Genomic DNA, 19,718 nt, shown 5'->3' with positions numbered 1-19,718 from the left:
GTGTGGAAAAGCGGGCAAGCCTTTGATCCGTCCAAACTATTACCTAAAACAGCTTGACCCAAACCATAGAACCTCGCGGGGTGGTTCGTCCCCCGGACGAACCACAAGCGTCCCGCTCAAACAGCAGGATGCTTGCACCCCTACGCTATCTCCTGCCCGCGGCAAGTACTCTGATCCGCCCTGACACCCCAGCAGGCCGACTGAACGGCTCACAAAGGCTTTTTCTCTACCAAGTCCTTGTTAATTCCTTGAAAAATAGGGCTTCTTTCCTTTCACCCTCCTCTGCCAGTGCCGTTTGGGCTTTAAGCAGTGTCACATGTTTTCTTGTGCGGCCCGGGTACGGCTTGGCGGGCGAGTCAGGGCTCTTGCCGCCGGCAGAGTGCTGGGGCGGGATGCAAGGGGCGTGCTGTTTGAGGAGCACGCTTGCGGTTTGTCCGGGGGACAAACCGCGCTCCGAGTTCACGACCCGCCCGCCCCGGCACTCTGACAAGGGAACCCACGCGCAGCGTGGGCAAGGGACCCGCCACGACAAGCCGTACCCGGGCCGCACAAGAAAACCATCCACAGGCCTCACGCAAAGCCCAAACGGCACGTCCAGAAGAAAGCCACCCCAAAAAAAACGACTCCCCGGCAACCCGCAACCCTTTAACCCAAAACTCAAAGCTCAAAAAAGCAGATACACGCCGTTTAAAAACCAAGACCAAGGGTTTAAAACCAACAATATCAATTTGACACATCTGCTATATTTTTTCCGACACAGGCCAAGGTACCACCCTTCATCAGCCCTGCCCCGATGCAGCAACAATGAACGCCCCACTCTAATCAAACTGTTTCCTCTACCTCAGGGGCCATCCAGTGCAAACAATATCTCGCGCTTTCAACACCTGCTTAACAATGAAACCAACAAAACTGTGTGCCGCCCTGGCGCTTGTCATTGCCCCACTGTCTGCTCAAGCCCTGGAAGACAGAATCATAGAAAACGCCTCGGGACGCCCCGTCTTTATCGCGCGTTTTTTTGAAATTGACGATGGTCCATTCGACGACGAGGGCACTACGTCCTCCTGGAGCTGGCAAGGTCATGAAGCTTACAAAAACGAGATCGTTGACGGCTTGGGCTATTGGGCTGAAATACTCCAGACCCAAGGTAACAATCCCCCAACCATCGTCAATATCGGTACGAGTAATGTGTCGGGCAACGCCTACGGTGGCTCACCCGAAGCCAATGACGGCCAAAGTCCGTTCACGCAAATGCAGCAAAATATCTTCGGCCTGTCGCCTGCCGCCGGCTCGCTACCGTTAGGTGGACATGGTTTGTTTGGCCTGGGCACAGACGACTACGCAACAGGTCCGGCGTTTACACAAACACCCCAGACCGGTAAAGACAGCGTACTCCTGACGACCATTCACGAGGTTGCTCATGGGCTGGGTATTTTGAGCAGCGTAGAAAACAGAGGCAATAAACAGGACATACGACCGTATTTCGCAAGCCAGCTGAGTAGCTGGACGCAACTGCTAAGGGACGACAACGGTAATCCGGCACAGGCAGGACAGAAAGTTCTATGCAATGGCTGCAACACCTCTTACGACCCTGATGCCTTCGATCTGCGGCAGGACAAGGGTTTCCTGGTCGGCGCCAATATCGAGCAAGTCCTGGCTGGAGGCCTGCAGGGTGTGCCTGTCAAGATACTGGGGGAAAACGGCGACGTAGATGACAACTTCATGAGCCACATCGAACTTCGAAACAGCGTCATGAGCCACCAGAATTTCCGTAACTATTCTGGCTTCATGGAAGCTGAACTGGCCGTTCTGCAAGACCTGGGCTACACCATTGACCGGGGCAACTTCTTCGGGCGCTCGATCTACGGCGATGGCCTTGAACTGGTGAATACACAAGGCTTCTTTGCCCGCAATGCCCAGGGCACCCACTACCTTCCAGGTCAGTACAACCAATCCACTTTAGGCTTGGGCCTGCATATCTATGGCAGCAATAATCAGGTCCGACAAGCCGCTGACCTGCTGGCAGCAGGATCAGGCGGTGCAGGCATACGGGTCGATGGCGAGAACAACACCCTTGTCATCGACCCAGGCGTCAGAATCTACGCAGATGGTTTGAACGGGCGAGGCGTTCAATTTGCCTATGGTCGCGGACACACACTGGTTCATCGCGGCGATATCCAGGCTAGCGGACCTCAGGGTGTAGGCCTGCGTTTTGATTTTGGCACCAACTCGCTAGGCAACGAGACCGAGCGACGTGGATCCTACATCCGTAGCAGCGAGGGCAGCAATGAAGCCCTGCTCCCCGAACTGAACGGCCCCCTGGTTCAACAAGCCGACATCAGCGGGCGAGTTGCAGGTCAAGAAGCGGCCATCCTGATCTCTGACAATGCCTACGTTGGGCGCATCAACCTGATGCAAGGCGCACAAATTGAAGGCGATATAGTGTCGCATTATGCAGAACGCGACGACAACAACAAGCTACGTCTGACTACGCTGTCCTTTGGTCAGGCTGCCGACAAGATGGGCCGCAGCATTGATCAGCCCGATGCCACATTCCACTTGAGCTACGCCGGCAACATCACCGGCAAAGACAATTTGGCCCTGTCATTTGACGGCGGCACAACGCAACTGAACGGCACCTTGCAGGTTCACAGCGCCACCATCAAGGAAGCGGCAACCTTGGGCGGGAATGCCAGCTTTGATCTGGCCAGCGGCAATGCTCTGATTAATGCCGGCACCCTGGCGCCCGGCAACTCCGTCGGACGCATCAATGTAAATGGCAACTTCCAACAAACAGCAACAGGCCGCCTGTTAGCCGAGTTTGAGGGCAAAGGCGGCCACGACACCCTTGCCGTCAGTGGCCATGCTGACCTGGCCGGCACGCTGCAACTGACGCCTGCCGCCGACTGGTATCAAAACGCCTGGTCCGTCGACACAGGCTCGTTTGTTGAAGCAACCAGCTACAGCGGCAGCTTCGGCACCACTCAAATCGCCTCCGTATCGCCCACCTTGCAATTTGACGTTGCTCCTTTGGGTAATGAGCGCTATCACTTGTCGGCCACGCGAGCCAACAATGCCTATAGCCAGTATGGCCGCGACGAGAACCAGCAAGAAGCCGGCCAAGCCTTGTTCAAACTAGCCGCCGCTGGGCCAGCATCCGCACAAGGCCTGTTCCAGACGCTCGACTTCTCCGCTACCGACGGTTCACAAATATCCGCCGCCCTGGACCAGATCTCACCGGCAGGCTACAGCGCTGCAATGGCCGGCTCCCTGATGCATGAGCGCTCGATCATGCAAACCGCCCGCCAAGGCCTGAGCCAAAGCATGCTGCGGCCCGGTACTGACTGGCAGGGCTACGCCTTGGTATTCGGTGCCAGTGGCGATCAAAACACGCGCGGGTCCATGCTTGGCTACGATGCCAACAGCTATGGCCTGATCGTTGGAGCTGGACGCGCCCTGGAAACGGCCCCCGACTTCGCCGTGGGAGCGCAGCTGGATATTTCAGACCTGTCGGTCAAGCCGGATGCCCCGTACTCCGGCAAGAGCAAAGCCACTGCGTTCGGCCTTGCAGCCCATCTGCAATACCGCCCCGGTGCTCGGGAAGGTCTTTTTGCATTCAGCGGGCTGCGCCTGGGTCTGGAACAAGCCGATATGCGCAGGCAAATTGCCATTGGAGACTACCAGGCCACGCACTCGTCTGACTGGACAGGACGCAATCTGTCGATTGACGCCGGCACAGGCTACCTGTGGCAGTTGAACCCATCCTTTTCTGTCGGACCCTTTGCCAGCATGAACTATGCCCTGGTGTCCCGCCCATCGGTCGACGAATCTGGCAATGCGGCCACTCGACTTCACCTGGACAGCAAGCGCGTAGACGCCTTGCGCTCCAGCCTGGGGCTGACGGCGGAATGGAAGCGCGCCCTGGCTGATGGCAGCAACTTGGCCGTGAACGTTGACATTGGCTGGAATCACGAATGGCTGGATCGCGACCTGACTCAAGCTGCCCGTTTCGCCATTGCATCCACAGATACGACGTTCAATACCCGCAATAGCGTACTGCCCCGCGACACGATGAGCCTGCGAACTGGCCTGATCTGGCAACGCAGTGAGCGTCTGTCGATTGGCACCAGCATCAGTTCACAGTTCGGCGGCGGGTATTCATCGCTGCAAGGACAGATGAATCTGCGCTGGGCGTTTTAAAAACAGATGGCCTCACACGGACCTGAACAGCAACTATAAAAAAGCCCCCGAGAGTCGTTCGACTCCCAGGGGCACAGGTCCGACAGCCTGCCCCCAAGCGGCAGACTACCGATACTCGATCAAAGTCCGATCAACTTCATTGCTTCTTCACGCGTTGCCACGGTGGCGTACTTCTGACGCATATCGAACAGGTTCGCCTCGTGTGGGCCAATCGCACGGTCACCCACGCAATCCGATACCACCAAGGGACGGAAACCCAGTTGCATCGCATCGACCACGCTGGAGCGCACACAACCACTGGTCACGGCACCGGCAACCAGCAGTGTTTGCACACCTCGCTGGGTCAACCACGCCGCCAAGGGCGTACCGAAAAACGCCGACGGCACATTCTTGCGAACGATGAACTCACCGGGCGCAGGAGCCAGTTCCGGCACAATATGGCTGTTGTGGGCGTCTTCGGTCAGACCCAGCATGCCGGGCACTTTGATGCTGAAGATGTTGTTATCAGCGCCATCGTCGGCATACACGATACGCGTATGCGCCACTGGCCAGCCCTGTTCACGCGCCGTTGCCAACAGCTTCTGTGTGTTCTCGATAGCTTCAGGAATATTGCCGCCACCAAACACGGCAGGATCCGCAAAGCCATTCACCAGATCAATAATCAACAAGCCGTAAGGAGCTTTAGGCTCCAATGTCGACCCAAACCCTTGTTGAGCGTAAACCGCTCCCTCATTCGTACTCACCAACGCCTCCGTCCAGTACTTTGCCATCACGCACGACAGCGCGGCCATCCAGGCTGACCGTGCAATTGCGCAAAGGAATATCAATGTGGCATGCGGTTGTGCGCTTGCCGCCAGCTTCATTGTTCGGGCCCAGGGAGAACAGGAAGTTACCCTCGAACGCACGCGCATCCATGCCAATGGTGTTCTCACGCGAGTACAGACCCAAGGTGGACCAGTGAGCGCGCGGCTGCAAACCCCAACCAATGTGGGAAATGGCATAACCTTCGGGATCGTTGAAGGTCTTCATGTATTCGTCCAGCAGCTCGGCTTCGATACCACCTTCAATCTTGGTGGCATAGCCGTTTTCCACGGTCAGAATGATCTGCTCGGTAGAGTATTTCTTCTGTGGCAACAGGATGTCGCCCTTGTCGATCACGATGGTGCCGTTAGTGCCCAGCTCGTTCGGCCAGGTCAGCACAAAACCGCTGGGCCAGTGGTCCCAACGACCGGGCTCATCCACAAAACCGTATTCACGAATCGCCGGGAATTCACCCAGCGGGCAACGCAGGTTCGTACCGGCAGGAGAGGTGATGCTCATTTCCTTGGCGGCCTTGATCAAAGCGGCCGCCGCAGTCACGCGTGTACGATCCGCTTCCGTTGGCACCGTGCGAACCAGAATTTCTGGTGGCTCCACGGCCAGCAGAATCTTCGTGCCCGACTTCAGAATGTCGATCTGCTCGGGCGAGAACAACAGAGTCATCAAGTCCAGCACCAGATCGCTGGCCTTCAAAGCCGCGATTGCCGCCTCATTACCCGTCAAAGGCGTCGTGCCCAGATAGGCCAGAGAGTCCCGGCTCAAGGCTTTTTCCGCGTTGACCGGCAACAAGTCCAGGCGATTCACAATTGCCCCCATGGACTGAGCGGCAATCTGCGCACACTGCATGGTTTGCGGGTGCGTGGTCGAGCTGGTCAGCAAGGTCACGGTTTGACCGGCCTGCAGCTTGGACAGGCGTAGCACTTCTTGCCATGCCTCGATAAGTTGGTAATCACTCACTGCCATCTTGTCTCTCCTTGTGAAAGGTTCCGACACTGACGCGGAACCTTTGCATCACGACGGGCCGCCCATGCGGCCCTTTCAACATCACACCAAGCGCTGGCCCAGGAAATCACCGAAAGCTTCGTAAAAGCCTGCTTCGTTATCCCAAGGAATCATGTGACCGGCATCAGGCACGCGAACGTGCTGAACGCCAGGGGCCAGCTGCTGAATCTCGGCCACATCTTCATCACGCACCACGTCACCACGCTCGGCTGTCATCAGCAAGGCAGGCACGGTCAAATGCGGGAAGTCGACATGAATATCGTCGGTATGAAAGCCCTCAAAGCTGGCCAGAATCGCAGGCTCATGGCAGGTGTGCAGCCACTGGGCACGCAATTGCAATTGCTCTTCGGTCCAGGTCGGGCAAAAGGCACGCATGTCTTCTGCAGTGCAGCCTTTGCGAGCCATCGCCATGGAATCCACGTACCATGGCAACTTGGAGGGATAAGCGCGACGACCTGGGCCAGACACTGGCGGATCAACCATCACCAGACGGTTCAGGCCATCGCTGTTCTTGTGAGCGGCACGCAAACCAATGCGGGCACCCATGGAGTGACCGACCACGATGTAGTCCTTCAGGCCCAGCGCCTGAGCCAGTGCAATCAAGTCATCCGCCTGCGCATCCAGGCTGTAATCCATACCTTCAGCCGCTTCGCTCAAACCGCGACCACGTACGTCTTGAATGTAGGTATCAAAGTGCTTGCCGAACTGCTCGCCCACAAAGCCCCAGGTCACAGCCGGACTGGTGATACCAGGAACAATGATGACGGCTGGGCGCTGATCGCGACCCTCGCTGGAGCCACCGTAACGCAAGTAATGCTGACGAATGCCATTGGCATGAACATGGCCGCCGTAAAGAAAGGTACTCATTAATCTGTCCTTGGATTGAAACCGTCAGGCCCTAAGCCCGACCCATGAAAACTGCTGCTGCCTAGGCCATTTGAGGCGTAGCAGCCAGCGCGGCCCGGACCACATCCGGTGTAAAAGGCACCTGCCGAAAACGTCGGCCAGTTGCATCAAACAAAGCATTGGCAATGGCCGAGGCACAGGGTACGGAGGCGGATTCGCCCGACCCCATAGGCGGCTCGGACTGCCTGTCCATCAAAATCACCTCTATGGGCGGGATACGCGGGAAATCCACAATGGGATAGGCACCCCACTCCGCACTGACTACGCCCTGTGCGTTAAAGCGCACCTGTTCATACAACGTGCGGCTCAAGGACTGAATCACATTGCCGTGAATCTGGTGGCGCACACCGGCCGGGTTCACCATCTGCCCGGTATCCTGACCCACATAAATCTTCTGCACGTCGATCACGCCCGTTTCTATATGGACCCGCAAATCCAGTAACCAGGCTGACCAGGCCGCCCCGAAACCAGGGAACTTGCTGTGTATATAACGGGCGTACGACAGACCACGGCCATACAAATAGCCCTGCTCATCCGGCTGCCCGCGCGAACCACGCTGCCCAATCTGCCAGTGCCCCTTATCCGCCACCGCCTGCAGCAGTTCCTGAGCACGTTCATCCTGATCCAGATAACGCAGGCGATAGGTCAAGGGGTCCACACCCGCTTCCACTGCCAGCTCATCCAGAAAGCAGTCATGCGCAAAAGAGTTGGGCATGGCCGACACGCCGCGCAACCAGGAAGCGCGCACAATCGCGGGCATGTCCTGACACACAATGCGCTGCTTGGGATAGCTGTAAGGCGGTACGGCCGTACGGTCCCCCATTTCCAATTGACGGGGGGCCGCCGACTCCCGCCCCGTCAGCAAGAGCGCCAGATTCGGCGCATCGTTGGAGGGGTAATGGGTCACAAAATCGTAATGACGCAGTTGCCCTTGGGCATCAATGGAGCCTTCGACATCCATCAACTGAGCAGCGCCTTTAGGCTCCCAGCCGTGCTCTTGTTCTCGCGTCAGTTGCACACGCACCGGCGCACCTACGGCTCGGGACAAGAGCAAGGCATCCGCACACACATCGTCAGCACAATTACGGCCATAGCAACCGGCCGCTTCGTGACGGATGATCTCCAGACCGGCCTCGTCCTCGTCCAGCAACTGGCTCAAATGAACGCGCAACATATGCGGGTTCTGCGAGCCTGACCAGATCCGGCTATGACCGGGCTGATAGTCCGCCACCGCGCAAGACGGACCAATAGAGGCATGGAGTTGAAAAGGCCAGACATAGCTACGCTTCAAGCGTTTGCCTTCTGGCGGCAGCTCGTCAAAACCCGGCCCTTTATCGGCCAGCAAACGCTCTGTCATGGGCTGACGACGAATCAACTGCTCCAGATTGCTCATATCCTCCAGCGGAGGAATCGCTTTCCAGCGCACTTTCAATTCGCGGGCAGCACGCATGGCGTGTTCTTCACGACGCGCGACCACACCAATAAAGTCGCCAATCACCACGACTCGCACATCGTCGCCAATATGACGGATGGACTCCTCGTCCACGGATTCCAGACTGCGACCGATGAAGTCGCCGCTATCACGCCCTGTATAAGGAGGACGCACAACGCGGCCATGCAACATACCGGGCACGCGCACATCGTGCACATACACCCACTGCCCTGCGACCTTGCCCGGAATATCGACACGCGCCTGGGCTGTCCCTACAATGCGCAATTGTTCGGCCGGTTTGGTGGGAGTTTCTTTATCCAGATAGGCCCGCAGTTCCAGACCCTCCAGCAGTTTCCAGTACGTCAGGCTGCGCCCGTCCGGGGCAATGATGGTGCCGTCTTCCACGCGTAATTGATCGGCAGGCAGTGCCCAGCGTTCTGCGGCTTGTGCCAGCAGCAATTGACGTGCCTGAGCCGCCGCCTTGCGCAGCGGTACAGCATGAATCTGAATCGAAGCACTGGCGATGGTGGGGCCTTGATTGGGCACCGCATCGGTATGACCCAGCACCATTTGCACGCGTGCCATGGGCACATCCAGCTCGTCGGCCACAATCTGACTCAGTGCAGTTTGAATGCCGGTACCCAGATCCACGTGCCCATTAAAAGCGCGCACCCAGCCCTGTTCGGACACGGCGACAAAGACATCGTCGTGCGCCTGCAAATACTCGGACACCACGCCGGGCTGGCCGGGCGAAGGCTTGGGAGGCCGCGCCGGTGCCGCTAAAATCAGCAAGGTGCCAGACGCCCTGAGCAAGTCTTGCTGCTGGTGGCGCGGCGCATCGTAAGACATCACACTCTCCTGGCTGGGCTTTATATAAGGGGCTGGAAACCGGCCATCAGGGCTCCATCCCTGAAAACCTGCCTGAAACGCCCCCTGGCAAAACATTGATTACTAGCGTACACGCCCTAATAAAAACAAATGCAGTGCGCTTCAACCCATTTATCGCAACTACTATAAAGAGAAAATCAAGGGCTTAATAATCAGTGTAAACCCTATATTAAATAAGATTAGACCGAATTTCGAACGGCTTCCCAAGAGAGCTTTGATTGATACCTCAAGGGAGTAGTAGAATCTATTTACTCGATAAATTAAAGTGTATACACTTAATTTAAGCATATCAATACCGAGCTGATAAAAGCACCGCACACGCTGTCCGACAACAAGGTGCGATCTACCAAAGGTGAAACCCATGAACCCTTGTACTCGCCCGCATACTTTGCGGGTCAATCAAGAGACCCACATCATCGAGGTGGAACCCGATACGCCGCTGCTTTATGTATTGCGTAACGACCTGGAACTGAATGGCCCCAAATTCGGCTGTGGCCTGGGTGAATGTGGCGCCTGTACGGTGCTGGTCGATGGTGTAGCCGCCCGCTCCTGCGTTGTGCCTGTCAGCCTGGTAGAAAACCGTCATATCACTACCTTGGAAGGCTTGACCCGGAACGGCCAGCCTAATGATGTTCAGCAGGCATTTATTGACTGCCAGGCCGCACAATGCGGCTATTGCCTCAATGGCATGGTCATGACTGTGCAGGCCCTGCTGGAACGCAATCCGCAAGCCACCGAAGAGCAAATTCGGGACGAGCTGCGCTATAACCTGTGCCGTTGCGGCACGCACGTAGAAATCATGCAAGCCGCCGTACGCGTCGCAAAGGCCCGGCAATGAGTCATTCAGTACAAGACCTTTCCCGAGCGTTGTGGCCGGAACTGCCTGCTGGCACCAGCCTGCTGCATGGCGCTGTTGTACGCCCTCCTTACTGGTCGTACGAGAACGGGCAGTATCTGGGTGCTGAATTACAGACCGTAAACCAGCAGGCCGCCCTGCAAGTGCCTGGTGTCGTGGCCTGTGTGCATATGGGCAATTTTCTGGGTGTGCTGGCGGTGCAAGCCGAGCAGGCTCAGCAAGGCGCTGCTTTGCTGGATGCACGTTGGGCTACGCCCGTAGCGGCAAACCAGGCTACGCTTCCAGCGAATGAGGATGTTGCTGCTACGCTTAGCACCCCCGATCAAAGCTATGAATGGCAATCTGCCGCCGAGCATCAGGAAACTGCCTGGGCCCGTGCCTGTTATCACGACAAACAGCTTTATGTTTGGGCGCATACGCAGCGCCCCGCGGCCCTGCTGATTGAGCTGCAAGCCTTGAGCGGCCTGCCCAGCGAACAGATCCATTTGCAGGATATTGCCGGCAATCAGGCCGATGCTTACGACTGTGCCATGGATGCGGCAGTCATGGCCTTTGGGCGCCCCCAGGCCGTACAAGTTCGTGCCAGCCACAGTGCAGACACCATCCGCCTGAGTGTCTTTAAAAGCACTGCAGAGCCAAACGATCTGAATGCCCATTTGCGGGCCACCCGCTGGCAACTGAATACCTTGTCCGGTGCGCGCCCTTCTCTGGCGGCCATTCTTTGCGGTCAGCCAGGTTTGCCCAGCAGCGGCCCGGCCGTAAAAAGTGATTACTTCTCCGCCCCTACACCTAACTATGATGGCGCAGCCGCCAGCAGCGACCCCGACAGCCTGGCCCAAGCCACGATCTTTGCTCAAGAGTCGCAGTTCGATCAAGACTGCCACAGCCTGGGACTGGACCCCTTGGCGGCACGACTGGAACAAGTCAGTAGTCCCCAAGGTCGAGATCTTCTGCAACGGGTTGCCGAACAGTCGGACTGGTCCGAACCCTTGCCCGCCCATCAAGGCCCTTTACGCAAGGGTCGCGGGCTGGCCTACAGCCATATTGTTGAACACGTCCCCGGGCAAGCTGCACGCGAGCAGTGGTCCGCCTGGGCTGTCGATGTCAGCGTCGATACCCGCCAAGGCACACTCAGCATAGACAAGCTGACCATTGGCCACGACAGCACCGAACTGGGCAATGCCGAGCAGGCCCCAGAGTCTGCACCCGCCTTGGCCGACCGACTAGGCCGTTGGGCACAGCAACTGCTAAACAACGGCGTGGGCAAAGGCGTTGAAGGTCATAGCGACAGCCCCGTCAAAGAAACAGCCGACAAGCCAGCCGTTCAGCTGGTCAAACGGGAGTCTGCCGTAGGCCAGCCTTTGGCCTGGAATCAGGGCGTGGAACTGCCTGCCGCTGCCGCCATTGCCAATGCAATTTTCAATGCCAGTGGCATACGCCTGACCAGTGCGCCCTTTAGCGAACAGTCTTTGACACTGGGCTATCAGGCCGATAAGACAGGCAGCAGCAAAAAACGCAAAGCCTGGTGGGGTGCCTTGGCCGCGGTCGCCACCGGCACAGTCTTGAGTGCCCTGCCCTGGCGACCTGCCATTGCACCGGTCGGCCAAGTGGATACCTCCATCTTTTCAGAGCTGGCCATCGAACGCGGCCGCCTGGTTGCGATTGCGGGCGACTGCATGGTCTGCCACACCGCTGAAGGCGGCACACCCAATGCGGGCGGTCTGGGTTTGGATACGCCGTTTGGCACGATCTATACCACCAACATCACCCCGGACAAAGAAACCGGCATAGGCAGCTGGAGCTACAAAGCCTTTGAACGTGCCATGCGCGAAGGTATTCATCAGGACGGTCGCCACCTGTACCCGGCCTTCCCTTACACGGCCTTTGCCAAGATCAGCGATGAGGACATGCAGTCCCTCTATGCCTACTTGATGACGCAAGAGCCGGTGAAATCCGAAGTGCCTGAAACCAAACTGCCCTTCCCCATGAATATGCGGCCTTTGGTAGCGGGCTGGAACCTGCTGTTTCACCGTGATCCGAATGCCTACGTGCCGGACCCCACGCAAACCGTGCAATGGAATCGGGGCGCGTATCTGGTTAACAGCAGCGGACACTGTGCGGCCTGCCATAGCCCGCGCAATATGCTGGGTGCCGAGAAAGGGGGTGAAGCGAATTTCCTGGCCGGTGGTTTTGCGGACAACTGGGAAGCGCCTGCACTCAATAGCTTGTCCAAAGCCCCCATCCCCTGGACAGAGCAGGAGCTATACCAGTACTTGCGTACCGGCTATTCGCCCCGTCATGGCGTGGCAGCAGGACCAATGGGACCGGTCGTGGCGGGTTTGGCAGAACTGCCTGAATCCGATGTCCGCGCCATGGCGCATTATCTAAGCAGCCTGAACCCGGTCGAGAGCGAACAAGAACAAACGCACGCCGCCCAGGCCGCGCTTTTGGAGCAGAACAGCCGCAGCAATAAGGAAGTGATGTTGATGCCGGGTGAAAACCTGTTCAACGGCGCTTGTGCTGTCTGTCACGACCCGCGCGGTGGGCCGGTGCTATTTGGTGCCCGCCCGTCCCTGGCCTTGAACAGCAATCTGCACAGCGAGCATCCGGACAATACGATTCAGGTATTGATGCACGGCATTACCCGTCCGGCACAGCCTGCTCTGGGCTCCATGCCCGGTTTCAAGAACAGCATGAATGACGAGCAGATGGAAGATTTGCTCAACTATATGCGGGCGCGCTTTGCACCGGACAAACCAGCCTGGACCGGGCTGAAAGACAAGATTGCGACCATACGGGAGCAGAAGGGACACTTGTAGACGGGGGGTGTCCGCAGAGAGTGTTTGGACACGTGGCAAACGAAACAAAGGCGGCTGCAAGTTTTCACTTGGCCGCCTTTGTTTTATGGTTAACATCGCCTTCAGACTTGCTTAAAGCAGAAACTCTCAAACTTGGCCCAGGCCAAGCCCAAGATCCCAGTCTGGCCCGGACTCAAAACCCATCAGCCGGAAAAACCACCGGCCTCCAGGAACTTCTGCTCTTCCACCGTGGTAGTACGCCCCAGGATCGAATTACGGTGCGGGAAGCGACCAAAGCGCTCCACCACATCCAGATGCTCCTCAGCGTGGTCCAGCCAGGGACGGCCAATTTCCTGATTCAGACGCACGGCCTCTTGCTGATCGGCCAGGTTCTCTGCATGGGAATACGGCAAGTAGCAAAACACCCGACGCTCCACCGGAATCTGTTTATCCAGCCCCTTGGCCACCATTTCCTTGGCAATCGCCAACCCCTTCTCATCGGTCGCATACATGCGCGTGGTATTGCGAAAAGAGTTGCGCGGAAACTGATCCAGCAGAATCAGCAAGGCATAGGCTCCTTCTGCCGTCTGTGCCCAATCATCCAGCTCGCCCTTGGCCGCACGTTCGTGCCAATCCAAAAACCGTTCGCGAAATTCCCGGTCAAAGTCATCGGACTTGCGAAACCATTTCTCTGGCCCTGATTCAATCCAGAAATCAATCACTGCCTGAGGATTGGGACTTGCATCTGCCATGGTGTTCTCCTGAAGCCGGTCTGGCCTCCAATACGGGGAGGCCCAAAGTTAGACGGACAGGTAAGTGCGCCGCACTTGCTCGTTGGCACTTAATTCCTGCATGGCGCCACTGTACCGTATTTGCCCCTTTTCCAGCACATAAGCCCGATCCGACACCAGCTCGGCAAAATGCAAATTCTGCTCGGACAGCAAGATGCTGACACCGGCCTGCTTCAGCTCCAGAATCATGTGCACCATCTGCTCCACAATCACGGGAGCCACGCCCTCGGATGGTTCGTCCAGCAAGACCAGATAAGGATTGCCCATCAAGGTGCGCGCGACGGTCAGCATTTGTTGCTCGCCCCCGCTCATCTGCCCACCGGGCCTATCCTGCATTTGACCCAGATTGGGAAACAGGCTGTACAAGCGCTCGGGCTGCCAGTGCGGAGCTGCTGTACCATCCGGCCAGCGCCGTGCTGGCTGACGTCCCACTTCCAGATTTTCCGTGACGCTCAGGTCGGTAAAGATACGCCGGTCTTCGGGCACAAAGCCCAAACCCGCACGTGCGATTTCAAAGGGCTGCTTGTCGTGAATGGCCTGGCCCATGAATTCAATATGACCGTCGCAGCGCTCCATCAAACCCATAATGGATTTCAAGGTAGTGGACTTGCCCGCACCGTTACGCCCCATCAAGGCGACCACTTCACCACGTTGCACGGTCAGTGACAGGTCAAACAAGATATGCGCGGCACCGTACCAGGCATTCAAGCCATCCACACTTAGCAAAGGCTGCTTGTCGGCCACGCCTGTGGCAACCCGCTCAGAACCGGCTACTAAATCCTGCGTCATGCTGGCTCCTTGTTCTCGAATGTTTTGCCTGTACCAAAGTACACCTCCTGCACCTTGGGATGCTGACGGATATAGTCCGCATCCCCTTCTGCCACCAGCCGACCACGGGCCAGCACCAACATGCGGTCCGAGTGCTCGAACACCACGTCCATGCTGTGCTCGGTAAAGAGCACACCCATATTGCGTTCGATCACCAGCTTTTTGGTCAGGCGCATCAACTCATTACGCTCTTTGGGTGCCATGCCTGCCGTGGGCTCATCCATCAGCAAAAGACGGGGATCGTTGGCCAATGCAATCGCCAGCTCCACCCGCTTCACGTCCCCGTAAGCCAGCTCGCTACAAGGGCGTTCAGCCTGCGCCAGCATACCCACCTGATCCAGCAAATCCAGCGCACGAGCCCGTTCGAACTGAGCCGCCCGACGCCAGAAGGAAAACAGTTTTTTCTGATGTGCCAGCAAGGCCATCTGCACGTTTTCCACCACCGTCAGAGACGCAAAAGTCGCAGCAATCTGAAAGGTACGGCCCACCCCCAAGGCAGCAATCTTGCGCGGGGCCAGCCCTACCAGTTCCTGATCGCCCAAACGCACTGACCCGGCTGTAGGCGTCAATTGCCCGCCCACCATATTGAAGGTGGTGGTTTTGCCAGCCCCATTGGGGCCGATCAAGGCCAGAAACTCTCCGGCCCGCACATCAAACTCGATACCGTCTACGGCCAGATTGCCGCCAAACGCTTTTTTAAGACCTCGTACTTGCAGCAAACTCATGACGATGCCTCCGGTGCTACGCGGCGATGCGCCCAGCGTTTGAAAAAGCCGGCAATACCCTGCGGGAAAGCCAGAACCAGCAGCAGAATCACGCCACCGAACAAGGCGCGCCAATACTGCGTGATGCCCAGGAAGAAATCCTGCAGCAAAGTGAATACGGCTGCACCCACCACTGGCCCAACCAGAGTTTGCAAACCACCCAGCAAGACCATGACCAAGCCATCCACGGACTTGTTCACTGCGATCACTTCAGGCGAGACGCTACCTTTGGAAAAGACAAACAAGGCACCGGCCAGACCGGCAAACGTACCTGCCAGAATAAAGGTCAGCCACTGCACACGCTTGACGGGGATACCAATGGCCTCGGCCCGCAAGGCCGAGTCCCGGCTGGCACGCATGGCGTAGCCAAAGGGGGAGAACAAGATGCGACGCAACAGGAAGGCCGCTGCCACCACCAGCAGCAAGGCAAAGTAATAGTAGCGATCACCCGACAGCCATTCCGCAGGCCAGATACCGACCACGCCATTGGAGCCACCCGTAAAGCTGTCCCACTGATACACAATCGACCAGATAATCTGTGCGAAAGCCAAGGTCAGCATGGCCAGGTAAACACCGGACAAACGCACGCAGAACCAGCCAAAGATCAGCGCACCCAAACCTGCGACAGCTGGAGCCAAGACCAGAGACCAGCCCATGGACAAGGCCGCCGCTTTGAATAGCAGGGCAGCCGCATAAGCGCCTAGACCAAAGTAAGCAGCATGACCAAAGGAGTTCATGCCCCCTGGCCCCATCATGAAATGCAGGCTCAAGGAGAACAGGGACAAAACCAGAATATCCAGAGCCAGCACGGGCGCATACGGGAACCAGTCGCTCATCAAAGGCAAGGCCGCCATCACACCCAGAACCACCAGCACCATGATCTGGAACGCTCCACTACCAGCACGCAGGGGCGCTTCGATAGGAGCCGAGTTACGGCTGACAGCTTGAGCACGCCCGAACAAGCCCCAGGGCCGGAACACCAGCACCACGGCCATGAAGATGAATTCCACCACCAGCGTCAACTTCGGAAAGGCAAAGTCCACACCAAAGAAGGTGACCGTGCCCAGCGCAATACACAGGGCCTTCAATTCAGCGACAATCAGGGCAGCCACGTAAGCACCGGGGATGGAGCCCATGCCACCGACCACCACAATCACAAAGGCATCCCCAATCACGCTCAAGTCCAGCAGCAGATTGGCGGGCTGACGCGGCAATTGCACAGCACCACCCAAACCCGCCAGGAAGGCACCCAAGGCAAACACACCCGTAAACAGCCAGGCCTGATTCACACCCAGCGCACCCAGCATTTGTCTGTCGTGGGTCGCGGCGCGCACCAGCACCCCCCATCGGGTACGGGTCAGCAAGAGCCACAGCAAGCCCAGCACTACCGGACCGATCACGATCAGCACCAGGTCATAGACCGGGAAGAAGCGACCTGCAATGGAAATAGAGCCGTTCAAACCCGGAGCCAGCGGCCCCAGCAGATCTTCCGGCCCCCACACGGCCAAAGCGCCATCATTAATCACCAGCACCAGGGCAAAAGTGGCCAATAACTGGAACAGCTCGGGCGCTTTATAAATACGCCGCAGCAGCACGATCTCTAGCAAGGCTCCCAAAGCGCCGACCAGCAAGGCCGCCACAATCAAGCCTGCCCAGAACCCCAGCGCCGAGCCCCCCATGAACTGCACGGTGGAGTACGCCATGTAGATGCCCAGCATATACAGGGAACCGTGTGCAAAGTTGACGATGCGTGTCACCCCGAAGATCAGGGACAAACCCGCCGCCACCAGGAACAAAGACGATGCCTCGGCCAGCCCGTTAAGGAACTGCACCCATAAACCCGATAAGGCCATTACTGCCTCGCGTCAGAAGTGGCGCGCCAGACGGCGCGCCGATCTACGAAATACTGCGTTGTTGGAATTATTGATTGGCCGCGGCAGGACGCCACTGGCTGACTTGCTCATCCGTAGGCTGTACATCTTTGCCATCGGCGTAACGGATATTGGTCATGATGCCCTTGCCGTCTTGTTTGGCCAGCACACCCACATACGCCCCCTGCGTGGATTGCTGATCTTGCGTACGGTAAGTGATGGGACCAAAAGGTGTGACCACATCCAGACCACGGAAGGCTTTGATCATGGCTTCCGTGTCGGTAGAACCGGCTTTTTCAATACCGGCGGCAATCGACACAATGGTGCTGTAGCCAATAATCGTGCCCAGGCGTGGGTGCTCTTTGTACTTGTCCTGATAGGCTTTCAGGAAGGCATTGTGCTCGGGCGTGTCGATGGCGTACCAAGGGTAGCCTGTCACAATCCAGCCTTCTGGCGTTTCTTCACCCAAGGGGTCCAGATACTCCGGCTCGCCAGTCAACATGCTGACTACTGGCAAGGCAGGGCTGAAGAACTGGCGCTGATTACCAGCCCGAACCAAACGAGCCAGGTCGGACGCAAACAGCACGTTAAAGACCGCATCAGGCTTGGCTTCGGACAAAGCCTGCACTACGGCACCAGCATCGACCTTACCCAGAGGAGTAGCCTGTTCAGCCACGAACTCGATATCGGGCTGGGCTTCTTTCATCAAGGTCTTGAAGGTGGCAACAGCGGACTGACCGTACTCGTAGTTGGGGTACACAATGGCCCAACGCTTCTTGTTCAGCTTGACGGCTTCCGGCACCAGCATGGCCACCTGCATATAGGTGGAGTTACGCAGGCGGAAGGTGTAGCGGTTGCCATCAGCCCAGACGATCTTGTCGGTCAAAGGCTCGCTAGCCAGAAAGAATACTTTTTTGTGTTTGGCAAAGTCGGTAATGGCCAGACCGATATTGGACAGGAAGGTCCCGGTCAGCACATCCACTTTTTCACGCGAGATCAATTCCTCGGCCGCACGTACCGCATCGCCGGGATTGGAGTTGTCATCCTTGATGATCAATTGCAGCTGCTTGCCGTGAATCCCCCCGGCCTGATTGATCTGCTCAACCGCCAGCTCCATCCCGTTTCGATAGGGCCCCAAAAACGCGGGCTGGGATTTATAGCTGTTCAGCTCCCCGATCTTGATCACCCCCTCGGCGGCAGCGGTGGCCCCCAAGGTTTGCAACATCATCGTTCCTGCCAGTGCTACCCCTGCAAATGTCTTGTTCATTGTCTTCTCCGTGGGCTTGTGAGGCGAAACACGACTCAGCAACTTGTCTTGTTTTAGTGATTTAAAGTGTACACATGGTATTTTTGGGAGTAAATCGGCCAAGACCTAGGGATATACCCTTGAACACTTTAAACATAAAACACAACAAACCAAGCAGAAAGCCGTTACAGCAAGGAGATCAAGAAGAAATGAGCAGAAAAAGTAGATAGCCTGAAAAGAAGATAACTACCGATATACAGTGACTACACTTAATAAGCCCAAAGATTAAAACGCAACCACCCCGCCTGGTTCCTGCACGCGCCGAATCATGGTTTTCATAAACTGCTCCATCATATCCGGCAAAGGGGAAGCAAACGGCTAAAAACGCTAGAAAGGCTTATAAGCTACTGCTCTGGAGTCACCGCGCCAAAGTGGCAATCAGCCACTGCGAGTCTCGTGAACTTTCTGCCCCGCCGAGGGTAAATCGTATAACTGAGGGGTGCGCGTTGGGTTGAAGTCCTGCCATTGGCCATCACTCCAATTGCCGTTGGCCCATTCAATCGCGTAGCCCCCATTGCGCAGCAATTCGCGCACTAGTACCGCTTCCTCGGCCGACCCCAGACGCGCCGCCAACATGACGCCCGAAACACGATTCAAAGGCTCTTTTTCAGGCTTATGGCCACCCAGCTTCACGATCCCGCCCACCATGGCACCGATGTAAGCCCCCAAAGCCGCAAAGGCAAGCAACAGCAGCTGAGGCCAGCTTGTCATGCTCAATAACCACCAGCCCAGGGCGATCCCCAAGACGGCCCCTAGAACGACACCCAGGATGGCACCCAAACCACCTCCTCGGGCAGCCTTGTCCAAAGTTCTGTCACCTCCAATCGGATACTGCGCATGCTGACCTCCTGGTTTAAGGTAGAAAATCTGCAGATCCTGACTTTCCAAGCCCAGCCCCTGCAGGACTCGCGCAGCTTGTTGGGCCTGATCAAACGTATCGAATTCCGCCGCAATAATGCGTTCCATAACAAGGCTCCCCAATAAATGTGTTCACCAAAGAACCAGCAAGTTTCGTTCCCAAACCCCGCTTCTACTGGGGAAATCCTCTAGAAGGTTTCACCTGGAAATATCAATACCTAAAGAATTTTGACGTTATATTCTCAAGAGATAAAAAAACGTAGCCTTCCAGGCTATCAGACTGCTGACAAACCCTCCCATAAAACAGCAGGCTTGTTCATAATACGTTCATGCTTAAGACCCCGACTGCTTATCAACATGAATGGGAAATGGTCACGCTGGACTCCTTGGTTCCGGGCGACC

At 57.0% G+C, this 19,718-nt stretch carries 13 protein-coding genes; 3 read left to right on the top strand and 10 right to left on the bottom strand.

What is annotated here, in order from left to right; translation table 11 throughout:
- Positions 1 to 894 precede the first annotated feature (894 nt).
- A complete protein-coding gene (locus KOE80_RS19690) occupies positions 895 to 4,197 on the top strand; it encodes an autotransporter domain-containing protein (protein WP_226349806.1) in 3,303 nt (1,100 codons plus the stop codon).
- 119 nt (positions 4,198 to 4,316) lie between these two features.
- On the opposite strand, the gene KOE80_RS19685 is transcribed toward KOE80_RS19690, so the two are convergent.
- From KOE80_RS19685 to KOE80_RS19670, 4 genes are all read right to left on the bottom strand, one after another.
- Positions 4,317 to 4,940, bottom strand: coding sequence for an N-carbamoylsarcosine amidohydrolase (locus KOE80_RS19685; RefSeq protein WP_035275666.1), 624 nt, complete (start codon positions 4,938 to 4,940; stop codon positions 4,317 to 4,319).
- Positions 4,927 to 5,979 carry a 2,5-dihydroxypyridine 5,6-dioxygenase gene (locus tag KOE80_RS19680; RefSeq protein WP_226349805.1) on the bottom strand — a complete coding sequence of 351 codons (1,053 nt, stop codon included), beginning with the start codon at positions 5,977 to 5,979 and terminating at the stop codon, positions 4,927 to 4,929. The genes KOE80_RS19685 and KOE80_RS19680 overlap by 14 nt, the downstream gene beginning before the upstream one ends.
- A gap of 81 nt (positions 5,980 to 6,060) precedes the next feature.
- On the bottom strand, positions 6,061 to 6,885 hold the full coding sequence (locus tag KOE80_RS19675; protein ID WP_115634365.1) for an alpha/beta fold hydrolase: 825 nt from the start codon (positions 6,883 to 6,885) through the stop codon (positions 6,061 to 6,063).
- Between the two features lie 61 nt (positions 6,886 to 6,946).
- Entirely contained in the window at positions 6,947 to 9,205 is a 2,259-nt protein-coding gene (locus KOE80_RS19670; RefSeq protein ID WP_226349804.1) for a xanthine dehydrogenase family protein molybdopterin-binding subunit, read from the bottom strand.
- A 400-nt stretch (positions 9,206 to 9,605) separates the two neighbouring features.
- Between KOE80_RS19670 and KOE80_RS19665 the strand changes: the two genes are divergently transcribed.
- Both KOE80_RS19665 and KOE80_RS19660 read left to right on the top strand, forming a co-directional pair.
- Positions 9,606 to 10,082, top strand: coding sequence for a (2Fe-2S)-binding protein (locus KOE80_RS19665; protein WP_226349803.1), 477 nt, complete (start codon positions 9,606 to 9,608; stop codon positions 10,080 to 10,082).
- Entirely contained in the window at positions 10,079 to 12,919 is a 2,841-nt protein-coding gene (locus KOE80_RS19660) for a c-type cytochrome (RefSeq protein WP_226349802.1), read from the top strand. Before KOE80_RS19665 ends, KOE80_RS19660 begins: the two co-directional genes overlap by 4 nt.
- A 182-nt stretch (positions 12,920 to 13,101) precedes the next feature.
- Here KOE80_RS19660 and KOE80_RS19655 read toward each other — a convergent pair whose 3' ends face one another.
- The 6 genes from KOE80_RS19655 to KOE80_RS19630 form a co-directional block, all read right to left on the bottom strand.
- The gene (locus KOE80_RS19655; protein WP_203145492.1) at positions 13,102 to 13,650 is read right to left on the bottom strand and encodes a DUF924 family protein; all 549 of its coding nucleotides are present in this window, start codon (positions 13,648 to 13,650) and stop codon (positions 13,102 to 13,104) included.
- Between the two features lie 48 nt (positions 13,651 to 13,698).
- Complete coding sequence (locus KOE80_RS19650; protein WP_226349801.1) at positions 13,699 to 14,478, bottom strand: ABC transporter ATP-binding protein; 780 nt, start codon at positions 14,476 to 14,478, stop codon at positions 13,699 to 13,701.
- Complete coding sequence (locus KOE80_RS19645; RefSeq protein WP_226349800.1) at positions 14,475 to 15,242, bottom strand: ABC transporter ATP-binding protein; 768 nt, start codon at positions 15,240 to 15,242, stop codon at positions 14,475 to 14,477. The genes KOE80_RS19650 and KOE80_RS19645 overlap by 4 nt, the downstream gene beginning before the upstream one ends.
- Positions 15,239 to 17,134 (bottom strand): ABC transporter permease, encoded by a 1,896-nt coding sequence (locus KOE80_RS19640; RefSeq protein WP_035273689.1) that lies wholly within the window; start codon positions 17,132 to 17,134, stop codon positions 15,239 to 15,241. The genes KOE80_RS19645 and KOE80_RS19640 overlap by 4 nt, the downstream gene beginning before the upstream one ends.
- 67 nt (positions 17,135 to 17,201) lie before the next feature.
- Entirely contained in the window at positions 17,202 to 18,419 is a 1,218-nt protein-coding gene (locus tag KOE80_RS19635) for an ABC transporter substrate-binding protein (protein ID WP_035273686.1), read from the bottom strand.
- Positions 18,420 to 18,836: 417 nt separating this feature from the next.
- A complete protein-coding gene (locus KOE80_RS19630; RefSeq protein ID WP_226349799.1) occupies positions 18,837 to 19,424 on the bottom strand; it encodes a hypothetical protein in 588 nt (195 codons plus the stop codon).
- Positions 19,425 to 19,718: the final 294 nt, after the last annotated feature.

The sequence above is a fragment of the Alcaligenes sp. 13f genome, from assembly GCF_020496585.1.
In the GTDB taxonomy this organism is placed as follows: domain Bacteria; phylum Pseudomonadota; class Gammaproteobacteria; order Burkholderiales; family Burkholderiaceae_B; genus Alcaligenes; species Alcaligenes phenolicus.
The sequence above is the reverse complement of the archived record's forward strand: the minus strand, read 5'-3'. Positions and strand labels throughout refer to the sequence as shown.

Bases quoted from the DNA above. Each gene is read 5' to 3' on its own strand.
- KOE80_RS19675 (WP_115634365.1), bottom strand. From the start codon at position 6,885: ATGAGTACCTTTCTTTACGGCGGCCATGTTCATGCCAATGGCATTCGT.
- KOE80_RS19660 (WP_226349802.1), top strand. From the start codon at position 10,079: ATGAGTCATTCAGTACAAGACCTTTCCCGAGCGTTGTGGCCGGAACTG.
- KOE80_RS19670 (WP_226349804.1), bottom strand. From the start codon at position 9,205: ATGTCTTACGATGCGCCGCGCCACCAGCAGCAAGACTTGCTCAGGGCG.
- KOE80_RS19680 (WP_226349805.1), bottom strand. From the start codon at position 5,979: ATGGCAGTGAGTGATTACCAACTTATCGAGGCATGGCAAGAAGTGCTA.
- KOE80_RS19655 (WP_203145492.1), bottom strand. From the start codon at position 13,650: ATGGCAGATGCAAGTCCCAATCCTCAGGCAGTGATTGATTTCTGGATT.
- KOE80_RS19630 (WP_226349799.1), bottom strand. From the start codon at position 19,424: ATGGAACGCATTATTGCGGCGGAATTCGATACGTTTGATCAGGCCCAA.
- KOE80_RS19690 (WP_226349806.1), top strand. From the start codon at position 895: ATGAAACCAACAAAACTGTGTGCCGCCCTGGCGCTTGTCATTGCCCCA.
- KOE80_RS19640 (WP_035273689.1), bottom strand. From the start codon at position 17,134: ATGGCCTTATCGGGTTTATGGGTGCAGTTCCTTAACGGGCTGGCCGAG.
- KOE80_RS19650 (WP_226349801.1), bottom strand. From the start codon at position 14,478: ATGACGCAGGATTTAGTAGCCGGTTCTGAGCGGGTTGCCACAGGCGTG.
- KOE80_RS19635 (WP_035273686.1), bottom strand. From the start codon at position 18,419: ATGAACAAGACATTTGCAGGGGTAGCACTGGCAGGAACGATGATGTTG.
- KOE80_RS19645 (WP_226349800.1), bottom strand. From the start codon at position 15,242: ATGAGTTTGCTGCAAGTACGAGGTCTTAAAAAAGCGTTTGGCGGCAAT.
- KOE80_RS19665 (WP_226349803.1), top strand. From the start codon at position 9,606: ATGAACCCTTGTACTCGCCCGCATACTTTGCGGGTCAATCAAGAGACC.